This is a genomic window from Giesbergeria sp. (assembly GCF_028686475.1).
Classification (GTDB): Bacteria; Pseudomonadota; Gammaproteobacteria; order Burkholderiales; family Burkholderiaceae_C; genus Simplicispira.
Window position 1 is genome coordinate 26182 of record NZ_JAQUCA010000015.1, and the last position, 16038, is coordinate 42219.

Annotated in this window: 10 protein-coding genes; 4 read left to right on the plus strand and 6 right to left on the minus strand. The window is 57.5% G+C overall.

Annotated features, from left to right (window positions below; genetic code table 11):
* Positions 1 to 24: 24 nt before the first annotated feature.
* Both PHX60_RS10780 and PHX60_RS10785 read right to left on the minus strand, forming a co-directional pair.
* Positions 25 to 2250 carry a bifunctional (p)ppGpp synthetase/guanosine-3',5'-bis(diphosphate) 3'-pyrophosphohydrolase gene (locus PHX60_RS10780; RefSeq protein WP_300077289.1) on the minus strand — a complete coding sequence of 742 codons (2226 nt, stop codon included), beginning with the start codon at positions 2248 to 2250 and terminating at the stop codon, positions 25 to 27.
* Between the two features lie 16 nt (positions 2251 to 2266).
* On the minus strand, positions 2267 to 3202 hold the full coding sequence (locus PHX60_RS10785) for an alpha/beta hydrolase (RefSeq protein ID WP_300077291.1): 936 nt from the start codon (positions 3200 to 3202) through the stop codon (positions 2267 to 2269).
* Between the two features lie 88 nt (positions 3203 to 3290).
* Here PHX60_RS10785 and PHX60_RS10790 point away from each other — a divergent pair, with 88 nt between their 5' ends.
* The 3 genes from PHX60_RS10790 (at position 3291) to PHX60_RS10800 (ending at position 6433) form a co-directional block, all read left to right on the plus strand.
* Positions 3291 to 4073 carry a 3-hydroxybutyrate dehydrogenase gene (locus PHX60_RS10790; protein ID WP_300077292.1) on the plus strand — a complete coding sequence of 261 codons (783 nt, stop codon included), beginning with the start codon at positions 3291 to 3293 and terminating at the stop codon, positions 4071 to 4073.
* Positions 4074 to 4212: 139 nt separating this feature from the next.
* On the plus strand, positions 4213 to 4944 hold the full coding sequence (gene ompR, locus PHX60_RS10795; protein WP_300077294.1) for a two-component system response regulator OmpR: 732 nt from the start codon (positions 4213 to 4215) through the stop codon (positions 4942 to 4944).
* Positions 4931 to 6433, plus strand: a complete 1503-nt coding sequence (locus PHX60_RS10800; protein WP_300077295.1) for an ATP-binding protein — start codon at positions 4931 to 4933, stop codon at positions 6431 to 6433. Before ompR ends, PHX60_RS10800 begins: the two co-directional genes overlap by 14 nt.
* Here PHX60_RS10800 and ispF read toward each other — a convergent pair.
* Both ispF and ispD read right to left on the minus strand, forming a co-directional pair.
* On the minus strand, positions 6414 to 6902 hold the full coding sequence (ispF, locus tag PHX60_RS10805; RefSeq protein ID WP_300077296.1) for a 2-C-methyl-D-erythritol 2,4-cyclodiphosphate synthase: 489 nt from the start codon (positions 6900 to 6902) through the stop codon (positions 6414 to 6416). The two genes, PHX60_RS10800 and ispF, sit on opposite strands and share 20 nt — an antisense overlap.
* Before the next feature lie 10 nt (positions 6903 to 6912).
* Entirely contained in the window at positions 6913 to 7749 is an 837-nt protein-coding gene (gene ispD, locus PHX60_RS10810) for a 2-C-methyl-D-erythritol 4-phosphate cytidylyltransferase (RefSeq protein WP_300077297.1), read from the minus strand.
* A gap of 94 nt (positions 7750 to 7843) precedes the next feature.
* Between ispD and mfd the strand changes: the two genes are divergently transcribed.
* Positions 7844 to 11308, plus strand: a complete 3465-nt coding sequence (gene mfd / locus PHX60_RS10815; RefSeq protein ID WP_300077298.1) for a transcription-repair coupling factor — start codon at positions 7844 to 7846, stop codon at positions 11306 to 11308.
* 75 nt (positions 11309 to 11383) lie between these two features.
* Here mfd and rpoD read toward each other — a convergent pair whose 3' ends face one another.
* Both rpoD and dnaG read right to left on the minus strand, forming a co-directional pair.
* Positions 11384 to 13627, minus strand: a complete 2244-nt coding sequence (rpoD, locus tag PHX60_RS10820; RefSeq protein ID WP_300077347.1) for an RNA polymerase sigma factor RpoD — start codon at positions 13625 to 13627, stop codon at positions 11384 to 11386.
* Positions 13628 to 14136: 509 nt separating this feature from the next.
* A complete protein-coding gene (dnaG, locus tag PHX60_RS10825; RefSeq protein ID WP_300077299.1) occupies positions 14137 to 16005 on the minus strand; it encodes a DNA primase in 1869 nt (622 codons plus the stop codon).
* Positions 16006 to 16038 lie beyond the last annotated feature (33 nt).

Sequence of the window (16038 nt, forward strand, 5' to 3'; positions counted from 1 at the left end):
CTTGGCAATTTTTTGCCAAAAATCTCAACGCCGCCGCGCGGCACGTACCCCCGGCACCATCGCCACGGCAGTTAGAACCCGCTTCAAGCGCCCAGCATCCGATACTTCGACCGTGAAGGTCATCCAAGCCGTGCCCTTGACGCTTTGGGTTTGTACGCCAATGACGTTGACTTTCTCTTTGGCAAAGACTTCGGAAATATCACGCAACAAGCCTTGGCGGTCGGAGGCTTGCACCACCACATCGACCGGATAGACCGAAGCCACAGCGGAAATTTTGGGCAAACCCCACTCGACATCAATCACGCGCTCAGGGGTGCGGGCGGCCAGTTCATGAAAATTGCTGCAATCAGCGCGATGCACACTGACCCCTTTGCCTCGGGTGACAAAACCCCGAATGTCGTCAGGGGGGGCCGGTTTGCAGCATTTGGCCAACTGCGTCATGAGTGACTCTACCCCGACCACCAGCACGCCACCTTTGGGGGTGCGGTCGGTGTGGCGGGCTTTTTTGAGCAGCAGGTAGTCTTCGATGTCGGGGGGTGGCTCGGGTGGGCGCAGTAAATTCTCAATGTTACGCAACGAGAACTCGTCTTTGCCCACCACTTCAAACAAAGCCTCGGCGGATTTGAAACCCAGCTGTTCGGCCAAGTCGTCTAAGCGGATGGCGGTTTTGCCTTCGCGCTGTAACAGTTTTTCTACCGCTTCGCGGCCACGGGCCACGGTTTCGTGCAAGGCACGGGCATTGAACCAAGCACGGGCTTTGGCGCGGCCTCGGCTGCTGTTGAGGTAGCCCAAATCGGCATTGAGCCAATCGCGCGAGGGGCCGCCTTCTTTGGTGGCAATGATTTCTACGGTTTGGCCGTTTTGCAACTGGGTGTTGAGTGGCACCATCGTGCCGTTGACTTTGGCCCCCCGGCAGCGGTGGCCTAGATTGGTGTGGACGGCATAGGCAAAATCGACCGGCGTGGAGCCTTGTTGCAATTCGACAATCGCAGCATCCGGGGTGAAGATGTAGATGCGGTCGTCAAACAAGCCTTGTTGTTGTGGTGCCCCCACCAAGTCGCGCTCCCAAGCCAGCAGTTGGCGCAACACGGCAATTTTGGCATCGTAGTCGCCGCTGGCCGATACCCCGGCATAGCCTTTGGTGCCAGCTTCTTTATAGGCCCAGTGGGCCGCTACGCCATGCTCGGCATGGTCGTGCATGGCTTGGGTGCGAATTTGGATTTCAATCGTGCGCCCGCCTTCGTCGCGCACCACGGTGTGTAGCGATTGGTAGCCGTTGGGTTTGGGTTTGGCGATGTAGTCGTCAAACTCTTCGGCGATGGATTCAAATTGGGCGTGAATCCAGCTCAGGGCGGCGTAGCAATCGCGCACCGTGGGCACAATCACGCGCAAGGCGCGCAAGTCAAACAGTTGGTCAAAATGCAAGGACTTGCCACGCATTTTTTTGACGATGCTGTAAATGTGTTTGGGCCGCCCTTGCACGCTGGCACTGATGCTGCGCGCGCGCAACTCAGTTTCTACCCGGTCGCGCAGTTGCGCCATATAGACTTCGCGCCACGCGCGCTTCTCATCCAGCAGTTGCGCTACTTCGCGGTAGGTTTCTGGCTCTAAAAAGCGAAAGGCCAGGTCTTCCATCTCCCATTTGATTTGCCAAATACCCAAGCGGTTGGCCAAGGGGGCAAATACATGCAGCGCCTCGTGTGAGATGCTGGGCGGCACCGGGGTTTTGCTGGCGGCGTGGTAGCGCAAGGTTTGCAAGCGCGAGGCCAGCCGGAGCATGATGACACGCAAATCGCGCGAGAACGCCAGCAGCATTTTGCGTACATTTTCGGTCTGTACCGCCGGGTCGTTGATTTGCTGCACCGAAGGGTGTACGGCGCGGGTGCGCTCTTGCAGCCGCATCAGCTTGGTGCTTTCTACCGCCAAAGTAGCAAAATTTTGCCCAAATGCCTTGGCAATCACCTCTTCCGGGCGGTTGAGGTGCATACCGGCATAAACCAGATAAATAGCCGCCTGCATGGCTTCGGAGCCACCAATGGTTTTGAGGATAGCGGCTACGGCATCGGCGTGTTCTAAGATGTTCTCGCCGGTGGGCAGGGTTTCATCGGTAATCAGGGGTTCGGCGAAGGCACGCGCGCGCACCAAAGCGTTTTCTTGTTCGGGTAAGGCTTGAGCGGTAACGGCAAACAAAGGCGCGATTAACGCCCCTTCTGGCAAGGTTTCGGGCTCTGGACTAGGAGAAAGAATCATGCGCCACCTGGGTCGGCTATTGCTCGGAAAATAAAAAATCACGCACCACGGCCACCTGTTCTGCGGCTACCAAGGTGGGGGCATGGCCTACATGCTCAAACGCTACCAAGCGCGCTTTGGGGCCGCGTTGGGTCATGGCAGTCGCCGTGGCCGCAGAGAGTAAATCGGACTGTGCGCCGCGTAGCAGCAAGGTTTGTGCCGTGATGTGTTCATAAAGTTGCCACATGGCGGCCTCGCCCGCTTGGGCCATCTCGGGGGTGGCTTGGGCCAAAGCCCGAAAGGGTTCGGCAATGGCCGGGTCGTAGTGCAGCGTCCAGCCGCCTTGGGGGTGCGGGCGCAACTGCGGGCGGCACAGGGCCAGCCATTGCTCGGGGGTGTGCGGGCCAAAATGCTCGCCTGCCATCTCCCACAGCGCTTGTGCGGCTTGTTCTACGCTGTCGAAATGCTCCATCTGCCCGACATACTCGCCAATGCGCGCCAGCGCGTCCCATTCAATCACCGGGCCGACATCGTTGAGTACCAAACGGCGCACTGGCACCGGCCAAGGCAGCTCAGGCTGGCCCAGCAAACCCATCGCAATCAGGCCGCCCATGCTGGTACCCACCCAATCCAAAGTGCGGATGGGGGCTTGTTGGTGCAATTGGGCCAGCAGCCCGAGTATGTCCATGCCATACAGTGGCACTTGGTAGCCTTGGGGGTCGGCCAGCCAGTCGCTTTGGCCGCGTCCGGCCACATCGGGGCAAATGATGCGCGCTTGGGTGCTTAAACTGCGCGCCAGCACATCAAAATCTCGCCCTTGGCGCGCCAGACCATGCACGCACAGCACCACATGCGGATGCTGGGGGTTGCCGGTGGCGTTCCACTCCCAATAGGCCATGCGGCGCACGGCTTGGGGTTGGCCTGCGGGTGCAGCCACGGGGCAGGGTACGTAGTTCAGCGTAGGTTCAATCATCAGTGTGGCTCCGGGAGGCGTGGCAGGATAATGGGGCTAAAAACTTAGCCGTTTCTTATTCCATCGTAATTCATTCGCAGGAGATTTCATGCTTAAAGGCAAAACAGCACTCGTTACCGGCTCGACCAGCGGCATTGGTTTAGGTATTGCCAAGGCTTTGGCGGCCCAGGGTGCCCATGTGGTACTGAATGGTTTTGGCGATGTAGAGGCACCGCGCGCCGAGGTGCTGGCCGCTGCTGCGGGCAATGGTGCCCGCGTAGGCTACCACGGTGCCGATATGTCGCGCCCCAGCGAGATTGAAGCCATGTTTGACTATTGCCGCGCAGAATTTGGTCCCGTGGATATTTTGGTCAACAACGCCGGTATTCAGCATGTGGCCAATATTGAGGACTTTCCGGTAGAGCGCTGGGATAGCATCATCGCTATCAATTTGAGCAGCGCTTTTCATACCACCCGGCTGGCACTGCCCGCCATGAAGGCGGCCAACTGGGGGCGCATCATCAATTTGGCCTCGGTGCATGGGTTGGTGGCCTCGGCCCAAAAGGCGGCCTATGTTGCGGCCAAACATGGCATCGTCGGCCTGACCAAAGTCACCGCGCTAGAAAACGCTACCAGCGGCATCACTTGCAATGCCATTTGCCCCGGCTGGGTACTGACCCCACTGGTGCAAAAGCAAGTCGATGCCAAAGCAGCCACGCTGGGCATTTCGAACGAAGAAGCCACGCGTTTGCTGTTGGGCGAAAAAGAGCCATCCATGCAATTTACCACCCCTGAAGAGCTGGGCGCGCTGGCGGTATTTTTCTGTTCCGCTGCGGCCAACAATGTGCGCGGTGTGGCTTGGAACATGGATGGCGGCTGGGCAGCACAATAAATTGCGACTCAATCGCAAAATGTGTAACCTTTGGTCAGATAAGGCCAGCAAATTCTGGGGTAAGCCCGTGCAAACTTGTAACAATGCCCCTTGTTACCAATTTTGCTGAAAAAAATAAATAATTACGGGATACCAAAAAATGGCAAGCACCAACCACCGGGCCGACAAAATTGTGATTGTCGATGACGATGCCCGCATCCGCGACCTGCTGCGCCGCTACCTGGCACAAGAGGGCTTTGAAGTCATGGTGGCCGAAGACGGCAAGGCATTAAGCCGCCTGTTGCTGCGCGAAACCGCCGATTTGATTGTGCTGGACTTGATGATGCCGGGCGAAGATGGCTTGTCCATCTGTCGGCGTTTGCGCGCCTCCAATGACCGCACGCCCATCATCATGCTCACGGCCAAGGGCGAAGATGTGGACCGCATCGTCGGCCTAGAAGTGGGCGCGGACGATTACTTGGGCAAGCCCTTTAACCCGCGCGAGTTGCTGGCGCGCATCCATGCGGTGCTGCGCCGCCGCCCCGCCCCCGAGGCGCCGGGTGCGCCCTCGGGCGAGAACGAGGTCGCTACCTTTGGCCCCTTCACTTTTGACATGGGCACGCGCACCTTGCAAAAGAGTGGTGAAGAATTGTCTTTAACCACGGGCGAGTTTGCCATGCTCAAGGCACTGGTGCGGCATCCACGCCAACCGCTATCGCGTGAAAAACTGGCTCTGCTGGCGCGTGGCCGCGAGTTTGAACCCTTTGACCGTAGCCTAGACGTGCAAATTTCGCGCTTACGCAAGCTGGTTGAAGACGATGCCACCACGCCGCGCTACATCCAGACCGTTTGGGGGGTGGGCTACGTTTTTGTCCCCGATGGCAACCACTAACAACCACACCCCCTACCCCGACGCGACCATCCCAGCACCCCTGCAACCCAACAAAACGCAGCGCGAAGCCAGCAAGCGTATGCGCCTGAATTTATTTTGGCGCACTTTTTTTCTGCTGGGTTTGTTGTTGGTGGTCAGTATTTTGGCGTGGCTAAAGACGCTGCACGAGTTAGAGTTTGAGCCTCGGCATTTGGACAAAGCACAGTTGTTGGCATCGCTGGTCAATATCAGCCGCACGGCCTTACTGCAGTCCGACCCCGCAAGCCGCGCCACCTTGCTCCAGCAGCTGGCCGAGCAAGAAGGGGTGCGCGTGCTGGCACGCCTGCCCGAAGACCAGTTCGTCGCGCTGCCCTCCTCCACCATGAACCAACGTTTGCAGCAAGCCATCCACCAACGCTTGGGCCGCAGTGCCTTGCTGGCGGGTAGTGTGAATGGGGATGCTGGCTTGTGGGTGGGCTTTCAGGTGGGCCGCGAGCCAAAATGGTTGCGTATGGACAGCGAACGCCTGTCCACGGCGCGCAGTACAGCATGGCTGTTTTGGCTGGTCACCGCCGGGGTGTTATCGCTGGCCGGTGCAGCGGCCATTGCGCGCCTGATTAACCAGCCGCTCAAGCAACTCTCGTATGCAGCCAACAAAGTGCAAGATGGTGATTTTGCCGCCAGCCATTTGGACGAAGAGGCGGTGACGGATGAAATCCGCGAGGTCAATATCGGCTTTAACCGCATGGCAGAAAAGCTGGCCAAGCTAGAGCAAGACCGCGCCGTGATGCTGGCCGGTATCTCGCACGATTTGCGTACCCCGCTGGCACGCTTGCGGCTAGAGACCGAGATGAGTGTCTCGGACGAGGTAGCACGCGAACATATGGTGGCCGACATCGTGCAACTGGATGCCACCATCGACAAATTTTTGGATTACGCCCGGCCCGACCATGTCAAATTGCGCCCGGTTAATTTGCAGGCCGTGGTGGCCTCTTGCGTCTATGCGGTGCAAAACCACCGTGAACTGCAAATTAGCATGACCGTGCCCGAAGACCTGAACGTGCTGGCCGACGAGGTTGAGCTGGCGCGCATTGTTTCTAATTTACTAGAAAACGCGCGCCGCTACGGCAAAACCCCCGACAGCACCGGCGTTACCCATGTCGATATTGTGGCCAAGGGCAACGAAAATTGGGCGCTGCTCAAGGTGCGCGACCACGGCCCCGGCGTACCGGCCGAGCATCTGGCCAACCTGACCAAGCCGTTTTTTCGGGGTGATTTGGCGCGTACCGCCGCCGCAGGGGCTGGGCTGGGGCTATCCATTGTGGATAAAACCGTGCAGCGCATGGGTGGGGTGTTTGCCTTGGCCAACTCCAGCGCTGGCGGCTTGGTGGCGCATGTGCAATTGCAACGCGCCCATGACCTGCCCAACGGCACCGACCCAGAGCAACGCTTGCAACGCCCCCAAGTGAAGCGCCAATTACCGCCCAACGCTAACCCAGCGTCGGGCTGAACAACAAAGCCACCGCCCGCGCCTCTATCGCCAGCCCTTGCCCGACTGGCCCGAGGCGTTCGGCGGTTTTGGCTTTGATGTTGATGTGTGCCAACGGCAAGCCCAGCCCTTGGGCGATGGCTTGGCGCATGGCCGGAATATGCGCGGCCATGCGTGGCGCTTGGGCAATGATGGTGCTGTCGATATTGCCAATCTGGTAGCCTTGGGCGCGCACCCGGCGCACCGCCTCGGCCAACAGCGCCATCGAATCAGCCCCGCGAAAGGCGGCATCGGTATCTGGGAAATGGCTGCCAATATCGCCCAAGGCAGCCGCCCCCAACACCGCATCAGTGATGGCGTGTAAGAGCGCATCGGCATCCGAATGCCCTAGCAGGCCACTGTGGTGGGCTATCTCGATGCCGCCCAATACCAAGCGGCGGCCCGGCACCAAGGCGTGGATGTCCCAGCCTTCGCCAATTCTGAAGTTCATCTATTTTTCCTTAAAAAATGGTACGTGGTGGGGCATCGCTGGCCAAGCCGCGCTCGCCGCCAAAGCGGTCTAGCGTGGGTGCATGGGCGCGTTGCGCCAGCACGGCCTCGGCCAAGGTGAAATCTTCGGGGTAGGTGACTTTGAAATTGAGCGCATTGCCCGGCACCAAGCAGGGGTGTAAGCCCAGTGCCTCTATCGCGCTGGCCTCGTCGGTGGCCGCTGGCCCCACTTGTTCTAGCGCTTGGTAGAGCAGCCCCAAACGGAACATCTGTGGCGTTTGCGCCAGCCATTTGTCATTGCGGTCTAAGGTGCTACCCACGCGCAAGCCCGCCATGCCGGTGATAGAGGTTTTCAGGGTGTCGGCCAGTTTGTGCGCCAACAAGCCGCCCACGCTGTCGATGGCGCAAGCATCTATCAGGGCATCTATTTGCTGCGGCGTAATCAGGCAACGCGCGGCATCATGCACCAAGACCCAATCGTACTCCTGTGCCCCTTGCTGGCGCAGTACGCGCAAACCACCGAGTACGGTCTCGGCGCGCGTGGGGCCACCGCATTCGGCCAAAAAGAACGCGCTTGAAGGATAAGCATCCAGAAAACGGTCACCCGCTGCCACGGCCACCAGGGTGGAGTGTATGCGTGGCACCAAGGCAAAAGCGGTCAAAGTATGCAGCACCAAAGGCTGACCGGCCACCTGCTGGTACTGCTTGGGCAGCACCGCCTGTCCATGCGGCAGGGCCGCAGGCAAGGCCCGGCTACCCGTGCCAGCACAAGGAATAACCGCCCAAAAACGGGCATGGGCAGCAGTGGTATCAGGCGGGTTTGGGAGAGGAGGCAAAGTGGCAGTCATGGCAGCATTCTAAAATTGCCGCTTCCCGTCGCGGGCGGTGCGCGCACAGTTTGCGCCATCGGGGTCGTGGCGCGGCCACTTTCCCCTTGAGCGCATGGAACTCCCGAAACTCTCTCCCGGCAAACGTTTTACCCTTCCCCGTCCTGTGGGCAGTGCCGATGCCCTGTTGCTGGCCCGCTTGGGCCAACGTGAACAAGCTGCACAACGCACCACCGCCATCGTGACCGCCGATGCCAGCGATGCCGCGCGCTTGCTAGACGAGCTGGCCTTTTTTGCCCCTGATTTGCGCTGTGCCTTGTTTCCAGACTGGGAAACTCTGCCCTACGATACCTTCAGTCCACACCAAGATTTAATCAGCGAACGCTTGGCCACCCTGTGGCGCATTCGGCAAAAATCCCAAGACACGGGGGCCGACGTAGTGATTGTGCCCGCCACCACGGCGCTCTACCGGTTGGCCCCGCCGAGTTTTATGGCAGGCTACACCTTCCACTTCAAAGTGGGGCAAAAACTGGACGAAGCCAAATTTCGCGCTCAACTCACGTTGGCAGGTTACAACCATGTGACGCAAGTGGTCAGCCCCGGCGAGTATGCCGTGCGCGGTGGTTTGATGGATTTGTTCCCGATGGGGTCGTTGGTGCCCTACCGCGTGGATTTGTTCGATGATGAAATCGACAGCATCCGCACCTTTGACCCCGACAGCCAACGCAGCCTGTACCCGGTGCCCGAAGTACGCCTGTTGCCGGGGCGCGAGTTTCCGATGGACGAGCCAGCACGGGCTAAATTCCGTAGCCGCTGGCGCGAACTGCTGGACGGCGACCCCACCAAAAGCCGCATCTACAAAGACATGGGCAATGGCGTAGCCACGGCAGGCATCGAGTATTACCTGCCGCTGTTCTTCGACGATACCGCCACCGTGTTTGACTATTTGGGCGAAAACGCCACCGTGGTGCTGCACGGCGATTTAGAACCGGTGTTTCAACGCTTCTGGCAAGACACCCAAGAGCGCTACCGCCTCGTGCAGGGTGACCCAGAACGCCCGGTGTTGCCACCGCAAGCCTTGTTTCTGAGCGCAGAACAGTTCTACGGCCAGTGCAAAGCCCATGCACAGTTGGCTTTGCGCCCAGCCAACGATGGCAACGCTGCCACCCCCGGCCTACAAGCCCTGCCCGATGTCTCGGTGGTACGTGGCGCAGAAGAACCGCTGGCCCGCTTGCGCGCCCATATTGCCCAAACCACACAGCGCGTGCTGCTGCTGGCCGAAAGCGATGGTCGCCGCGAGAGTTTGTTAGATTTTCTGCGTGCAGGCAAGGTGCAGCCGGTGGCGTTTGAGTCACTGGCCGCCTTTGCCGCCAGCACCGAGCCGCTGGGCATCGCCACCGCTGCTTTGGCGGTCGGTTTTGCTTGGCCAGCGCAGGGCATCGACTTTGTTACCGAGACCGAATTGTTCGCTGCTGGGACCAGCGTGCGCCGACGCAAAAAGCAAGAACAGGTCAGCGATGTCGAAGCGTTAATTAAAGACCTGAGCGAACTGAACATCGGCGACCCGGTAGTGCATAGCCAGCATGGCATTGGCCGCTACCGGGGGCTGATCAACATGGACTTGGGCGAGAAAAACGCCGATGGCAGCCCAGCTTTGCAAGAGTTTTTGCATTTAGAGTACGCCGCCCAAGCCGTGCTGTATGTGCCCGTCAGCCAGTTGCACCTGATTAGCCGCTATACCGGCGTGAGTGCCGACGAAGCCCCACTGCACAAGCTGGGCAGCGGCCAATGGGAAAAGGCCAAACGCAAAGCCGCCGAGCAGGTGCGCGACAGCGCCGCCGAGCTGCTCAATATCTACGCCCGCCGTGCCGCGCGCGAAGGCTTTGCCTTCCGCTTCCATCCGCAAGAATACGAAGAATTTGCCAACGATTTTGGCTTTGAAGAAACCGCCGACCAAAACGCCGCCATCCATGCCGTCATTCAAGACATGATTAGCCCACGTCCCATGGACAGGCTGGTGTGTGGCGATGTGGGTTTTGGCAAAACCGAAGTCGCCTTGCGCGCTGCCTTTGTCGCGGTGACGGGCGGGCGGCAGGTGGCCTTGTTGGCCCCGACCACGCTGTTGGCCGAGCAGCATTACCAAACGCTGGTCGATCGTTTTGCCAAGTGGCCGGTGAAGATTGCCGAAGTATCGCGCTTTCGCTCGGGCAAAGAGATTTCTGCTGCCATCAAAGGCATTGCCGATGGCACGGTGGATATTGTGGTGGGCACGCACAAGCTGCTGTCCGAATCCACCCAATTCAAGAATTTGGGCCTGCTCATCATTGACGAAGAACACCGCTTTGGTGTGCGGCACAAAGAGCAAATGAAGGCTTTGCGCGCCGAAGTGGATGTGCTCACGCTCACGGCCACCCCGATTCCGCGCACCATGGGCATGGCGCTAGAAGGTTTGCGCGACCTGAGTGTGATTGCCACAGCCCCACAACGGCGCTTGGCGATTAAAACCTTTGTCCGCAGCGAGAACAACGGCGTGATTCGCGAAGCGGTATTACGTGAACTCAAGCGCGGCGGCCAGTGCTACTTTTTGCACAACGAAGTCGAAACCATCGAGAACCGCCGCCAAAAGTTATTAGAAATTTTGCCAGAAGCGCGTATTGCCATCGCCCACGGCCAAATGCCGGAACGCGATTTGGAAAAAGTAATGCGTGATTTTGTCGCACAGCGCTTCAATATCCTGCTGTGTTCTACGATTATAGAAACCGGTATTGACGTGCCCACCGCCAATACCATCATCATGAGCCGGGCTGATAAATTTGGCTTGGCCCAATTGCACCAGTTGCGTGGCCGTGTGGGCCGCAGCCACCACCAAGCCTATGCCTATTTAATGGTGCCCGATGTAGAAAGCCTGAGCAAGCAAGCGCAGCAGCGGCTGGACGCCATCCAAGCGATGGAAGAATTGGGCAGCGGCTTTTATTTGGCGATGCACGATTTGGAAATTCGCGGTGCGGGCGAGGTGCTGGGTGAAAACCAAAGCGGCAACATGATGGAGATTGGCTTTCAGCTTTACAACGAAATGCTATCAGAAGCCGTGCGCTGCCTCAAAGCAGGCAAAGAACCGGATTTATTGGCCCCCCTCTCGGCCACCACCGATATTAACCTACACGCCCCTGCTTTATTGCCCGATGATTACTGCGGCGATGTGCATTTACGCTTGTCGTTTTACAAAAAACTGGCTACCGCCAAAACTGCCGACAAAATTGATGCCCTGTTAGAAGAAATCATTGACCGGTTTGGCAAACTACCGCCACAAGCCCAAACCCTGTTGGACGTACACCGCCTGCGCGTACTCAGCCAGCCTTACGGCGTGACCAAGGTCGATGCGACACCCGGTGTCATCATCATCAGCTTTAAACCCCAGCCACCGATTGACCCGATGCGGATTATTGAGCTGGTACAAAAACACAAATACATCAAACTGGCGGGTAACGAAAAACTACGCATTGAACGCGCCCTACCCGACCCGAAGGAGCGCGCCCAAGTGGTGCGTGAGATTTTGCGCAGCTTGGGGCAACCGCTATAAATCGGAAGGCCACAGGCAAAAAAAGCCCGCCACCAAAAACAGGGGCGGGCTGATTTTTCAATTTTAAGCGGGTACTTACAGCGAATCAATAAAGCTACGCAATTTGTCTGAGCGGCTGGGGTGCTTGAGTTTACGCAGCGCCTTGGCTTCTATTTGTCGAATACGCTCGCGCGTGACATCAAACTGCTTGCCCACTTCTTCCAAAGTGTGGTCGGTGGACATTTCAATGCCAAAGCGCATCCGCAATACTTTGGCTTCGCGTGGGGTCAGGCCATCCAAAATATCCTTGACCACATCGCGCAAACCGGCTTGCATGGCGGCATCAATCGGGGCGGTATTGGCACCGTCTTCGATAAAGTCGCCCAAGTGGCTATCATCATCATCACCAATCGGGGTTTCCATCGAAATGGGTTCCTTGGCGATTTTCATGATTTTGCGAATTTTATCTTCCGGAATCTCCATTTTCTCGGCCAAGACGCTGGCATCAGGCTCAAAGCCAAATTCTTGCAAATGCTGGCGCGAAATCCGGTTCATTTTGTTGATAGTCTCTATCATATGCACCGGAATCCGAATGGTACGCGCTTGGTCGGCAATGCTCCTTGTAATTGCTTGGCGAATCCACCAAGTAGCGTAGGTAGAGAATTTGTAACCCCGACGGTATTCAAATTTATCCACTGCCTTCATCAGACCAATATTGCCTTCTTGAATCAAGTCCAAGAACTGCAAACCTCGGTTGGTGTATTTTTTAGCAATCGAAATCACCAGGCGCAAATTGGCCTCAATCATTTCACGCTTGGCATTGCGCGAGGCTGCTTCACCCTCATTCATGCGCTTGTTGATGCCTTTAAGTTCTGATAGCGGCACCACAACGCGGGTTTGTAAGTTAATGAGCTTTTGTTGCAAATCTTGGATGGGCGGGATATTGCGCGCCATAGTCGTACTCCAAGGCTTTCCAGCGTTGGCTTGCTTTTCTACCCATTGCAAATTGAGTAAATTGGCCGCAAACTCTTTGATAAAGGTTTCTTGCGGCATCCGGCATTTATCGACAATGATGCGGCGCAATTCGCGCTCTTTCTTGCGTACATCGTCCACTTGGGCGCGCACCATGTCGCACAGTTTTTCGATGGTTTTTGCAGTAAAGCGGATACTCATCAACTCAGCCGACAAGGCTTCTTGTACCTTCATGTAGGCTGGCGTGCCATAACCTTCTTTGTTGTAAATGACGTGGATTTGGTCGTACAGTTCGCGCAGCTTGTCAAAACGCTCTAGGGCTTGCTTTTTCAGCTCTTCTAGTTTTTTGGTCAGCGCTTTAGAGCCACCTTTGCCATCGTCATCGTCGGCTTCGTCAAACTCATCAAAATCTTCTTCGGCCACATAATCGTCGGCTTCGTTGGGATTAGAAAATCCATCGACAATGCTGGAGATAACCACCTTGCCTTCGCGGATTTCTTCGCCCATCGTCAAAATTTCGGCAATCGTGGCGGGCGAGGCGCTAATCGCTTCCATCATCGCTTGCAAACCGCCTTCGATGCGCTTGGCAATTTCAATTTCACCTTCGCGCGTCAATAGTTCTACCGTGCCCATTTCGCGCATATACATACGCACCGGGTCGGTGGTACGGCCAAACTCGCTGTCCACGGTAGAGAGCGCTGCTTCGGCGGCTTCTTCGGCTTCTTCTTCGGTGGCGGCAGTTTGCGCGGTATTGGTCAGTAGCAGGGTTTCGGCATCGGGGGTTTGCTCATACACGGCCACGCCCATATCATTGAGCATGGCAATCACCACTTCTAGCGTTTCAGCGTCAATCAGCTTGTCGGGCAAGTGGTCAGAGATTTCGGCGTGCGTCAGGTAACCGCGTGTTTTACCCAGCTTAATCAGGGTCTTGAGGCGCGAGCGACGTTTGGCTAAATCTTCTTCAGATAAAACGGTTTCGTCGAGGCCAAATTCTTTCATCAAGGCGCGCTCTTTGGCCTTGCTGATTTTCATACGCAGCGGTTTGACCTTTTCTGCGTTGGGGGAGGTTTCGGCCTCGGCCTCCGTTTCTACTTCAGCCTCGGCTTCGCCTTCTAAATCGGCTTCAATGTCCGACAAATCTGCATCATCGGCAGAGTCTGTGCTGGCATTGGGTTTGGGTTTGCGGCCTCGTTTGGCGGCTGTTGGTGTTTTTTTGGCAGCAACACCAGCGGCTTCTACGATCTCTGCGGCTTCTGTAAGCTCTGTGGCGGCTTTGGCTGCTCTAGCGGGCCGCCCTGGGCGTTTTTTACTAGGCTCATTGGATTCGCTGGGGGCTACCGCAGCAGCAGCGGCGACCGCAGCAGCCAGCACTGGGGCCGCTGCAATGGGTTTGGCTGGGGCAACCACCACCACTTTGGGCACCACGGCTGGCTTGGGCGCAGCTACTTTTTTGGCGGCAACAGGCTCAGGTTCTAGCGCTGCCGCCAGGGGTTTGAGTTGAATCGTTTTTTTCTTTTTGATAATCACTACCGGTGCTTCAGGCTCCAGCGCTGCCGCTAGGGGCTTGAGCTGAATGGTTTTTTTGGTAGTAACGGTGATGTCTTCTGGGGCGGGGGCAGGAGCGGCAGGCTTGGTCACGATGGTGGCTTTCTTGGGAAACACAAAGACAAAAACCAGCGCCACGGCAACGGACGGCACGTTGCGGGCGAGTTTTGGCAGGTGGGGCAGAGCCCTAAGGGCAAGATGTCTGGGCGAACATTTGGTGTGCAGTCCTTGCGGTGCCAGGGGCGGTTGTGCGTGTGTGTCACGGTGGCCCAACCCGGAGGTGCTGCTGTCGCTCTTGCCGAAAACTGTATATTGTACGACTTGGGTTTATTTCAAGGGGTATGGCGGTTTAATTTTTCTAGCAGATGGCGGCGGCGGGCTTCCAATTGCTGGTAATGCTGGATTTGGGTCGGGTCGTGTGCGGCCAGTGCCAGAGTTTGATTGGCTTGTTGCTTGATTTTTTCAAGCAGCAAGCGGTTGAGCAGGTCGCGCAACTCGGAGCGCCATTCGCTCAACTCGCCTTCGGTTTGGGCATGGGAGCCGGTCATGAGTTGGTTTGCCAAGGCTTCGCAGGCGTGGCCGCGCAGGCGTTCGCGCAATACAGCCCAAGACAAAGCGCCATGCTCATGAAATTGCTCTTCTAGCCAAGCAAACAAGGGGCTATAAGGCGGGCCTAAAGCGTGTAGCACGTCCATATCTTCGTGCGAGAGTTCATCCAAAAACTCCAAGTGCGATAGCAATAAGCGCGCGGCATGGTCGGCACGGCCCACCGACACGCTGGCTTTGGCCTTCCAAGCGGGCAAGCCCAGCGATGGCGCTTGTTTTTTTGCATAGCGTGGCGCAGTGGGGGCCTCTGCTGGCGATGCAGTCGCCGCTGCACTGTAACTGCCCGCACGGGCTTGGGCGCGTTTCCAAACATCGAGCAAATCTGGCACTGGCAGCTGTGCTTGGGCTGCAATTTCGCCCAGCAATTGGCGCTTAAAGGCTCCATCGGGCAAGGCCCACCACAAAGGTCGGGCTTTGCTGCTCATGTGGGCGCGCCCTTCGGGGGTGGATAAATCGCATTGCTGCGCCGCGACTTCGCACAGCCACTGGCTCAGGGGTTGGGCCGTGGCCACCAAGTGGGCAAAGGCATCACTGCCTTGGCTGCGGATATAGCTGTCCGGGTCATGCTCGGGTGGCAGGAATAGAAATTTAATACTGTGGGTGTCGGTGGCATGGGGCAAAGCCGCCTCTAGTGCTTTGTGGGCGGCACGTTGACCCGCTGCATCGCCATCAAAGCTAAACACCACCGTCTCGGTAAAGCGAAACAGCTTGGCGATATGCTCCGGCGTACAGGCGGTGCCCAAGGTGGCCACGGTGTTGGCAAAGCCTAGCTGCGCCAAGGCCAACACATCCATATAGCCTTCGGTCACCAGCACATAACCCTGTTCGCGGATGGCGGTGCGCGCCTCAAACAGGCCATAGAGTTCGCGCCCCTTGTGAAACACCGGGGTTTCGGGCGAATTGAGGTATTTGGGTTTTTCGTCGCCCAACACGCGGCCACCAAAGCCGATACATTCGCCCTTGACGTTGCGAATCGGAAACATCAAGCGGTCACGAAAGCGGTCGTAACGTTTGCCACCCTCTTCGGTGTGTACCACCACCAAGCCGCTTTCTTCTAGCAGCGCATCATCGTAATGTGGAAACACGCTGGCCAAGCTGCGCCAGCCCTCGGGGGCGTAGCCGACACCATAGGTGCGCGCTGTCTCGGGTGTTACGCCACGCGCGCGCAAATAGGCAATCGGGCGCTGCGCGCCGCGCAAATGCTGGCAATAGGCTTGGGCCGCTTGCTCTAGCACTTCGGTCAGGGTGGCCTGTTTTTGCCGTTGGGCGCTTGCTTGGGCCTGCTGTTGCTGTGAGCGCTCATCTTCGGGCACTTGCAGCCCAGTTTGGCGCGCCAAGTCATGCACTGCCTCGACAAAGCCCATGCCGCCATGCTCCATCAAGAAGCTGATGGCATTACCGCTTTTGCTGCAACCAAAGCAATGGTAAAACTGCTTGGATGGACTGACACTGAACGAAGGTGATTTTTCGTCATGAAAAGGGCACAAGCCAAGGAAGTTGGCACCGCCCTTTTTTAGCTGCACATAGCGTCCGATGACCTCGACCACATCGACGCGCGCCAGTAGCTCTTGAACGAAAGAAGGGGGAATAGACACCGGGCAGCTGGCTGTTTTGTTTCGGGTAGTGCA

Bases quoted from the DNA above. Each gene is read 5' to 3' on its own strand.
- PHX60_RS10780 (WP_300077289.1), bottom strand. From the start codon at position 2,250: ATGATTCTTTCTCCTAGTCCAGAGCCCGAAACCTTGCCAGAAGGGGCG.
- PHX60_RS10785 (WP_300077291.1), bottom strand. From the start codon at position 3,202: ATGATTGAACCTACGCTGAACTACGTACCCTGCCCCGTGGCTGCACCC.
- PHX60_RS10790 (WP_300077292.1), top strand. From the start codon at position 3,291: ATGCTTAAAGGCAAAACAGCACTCGTTACCGGCTCGACCAGCGGCATT.
- ompR (WP_300077294.1), top strand. From the start codon at position 4,213: ATGGCAAGCACCAACCACCGGGCCGACAAAATTGTGATTGTCGATGAC.
- PHX60_RS10800 (WP_300077295.1), top strand. From the start codon at position 4,931: ATGGCAACCACTAACAACCACACCCCCTACCCCGACGCGACCATCCCA.
- ispF (WP_300077296.1), bottom strand. From the start codon at position 6,902: ATGAACTTCAGAATTGGCGAAGGCTGGGACATCCACGCCTTGGTGCCG.
- ispD (WP_300077297.1), bottom strand. From the start codon at position 7,749: ATGACTGCCACTTTGCCTCCTCTCCCAAACCCGCCTGATACCACTGCT.
- mfd (WP_300077298.1), top strand. From the start codon at position 7,844: ATGGAACTCCCGAAACTCTCTCCCGGCAAACGTTTTACCCTTCCCCGT.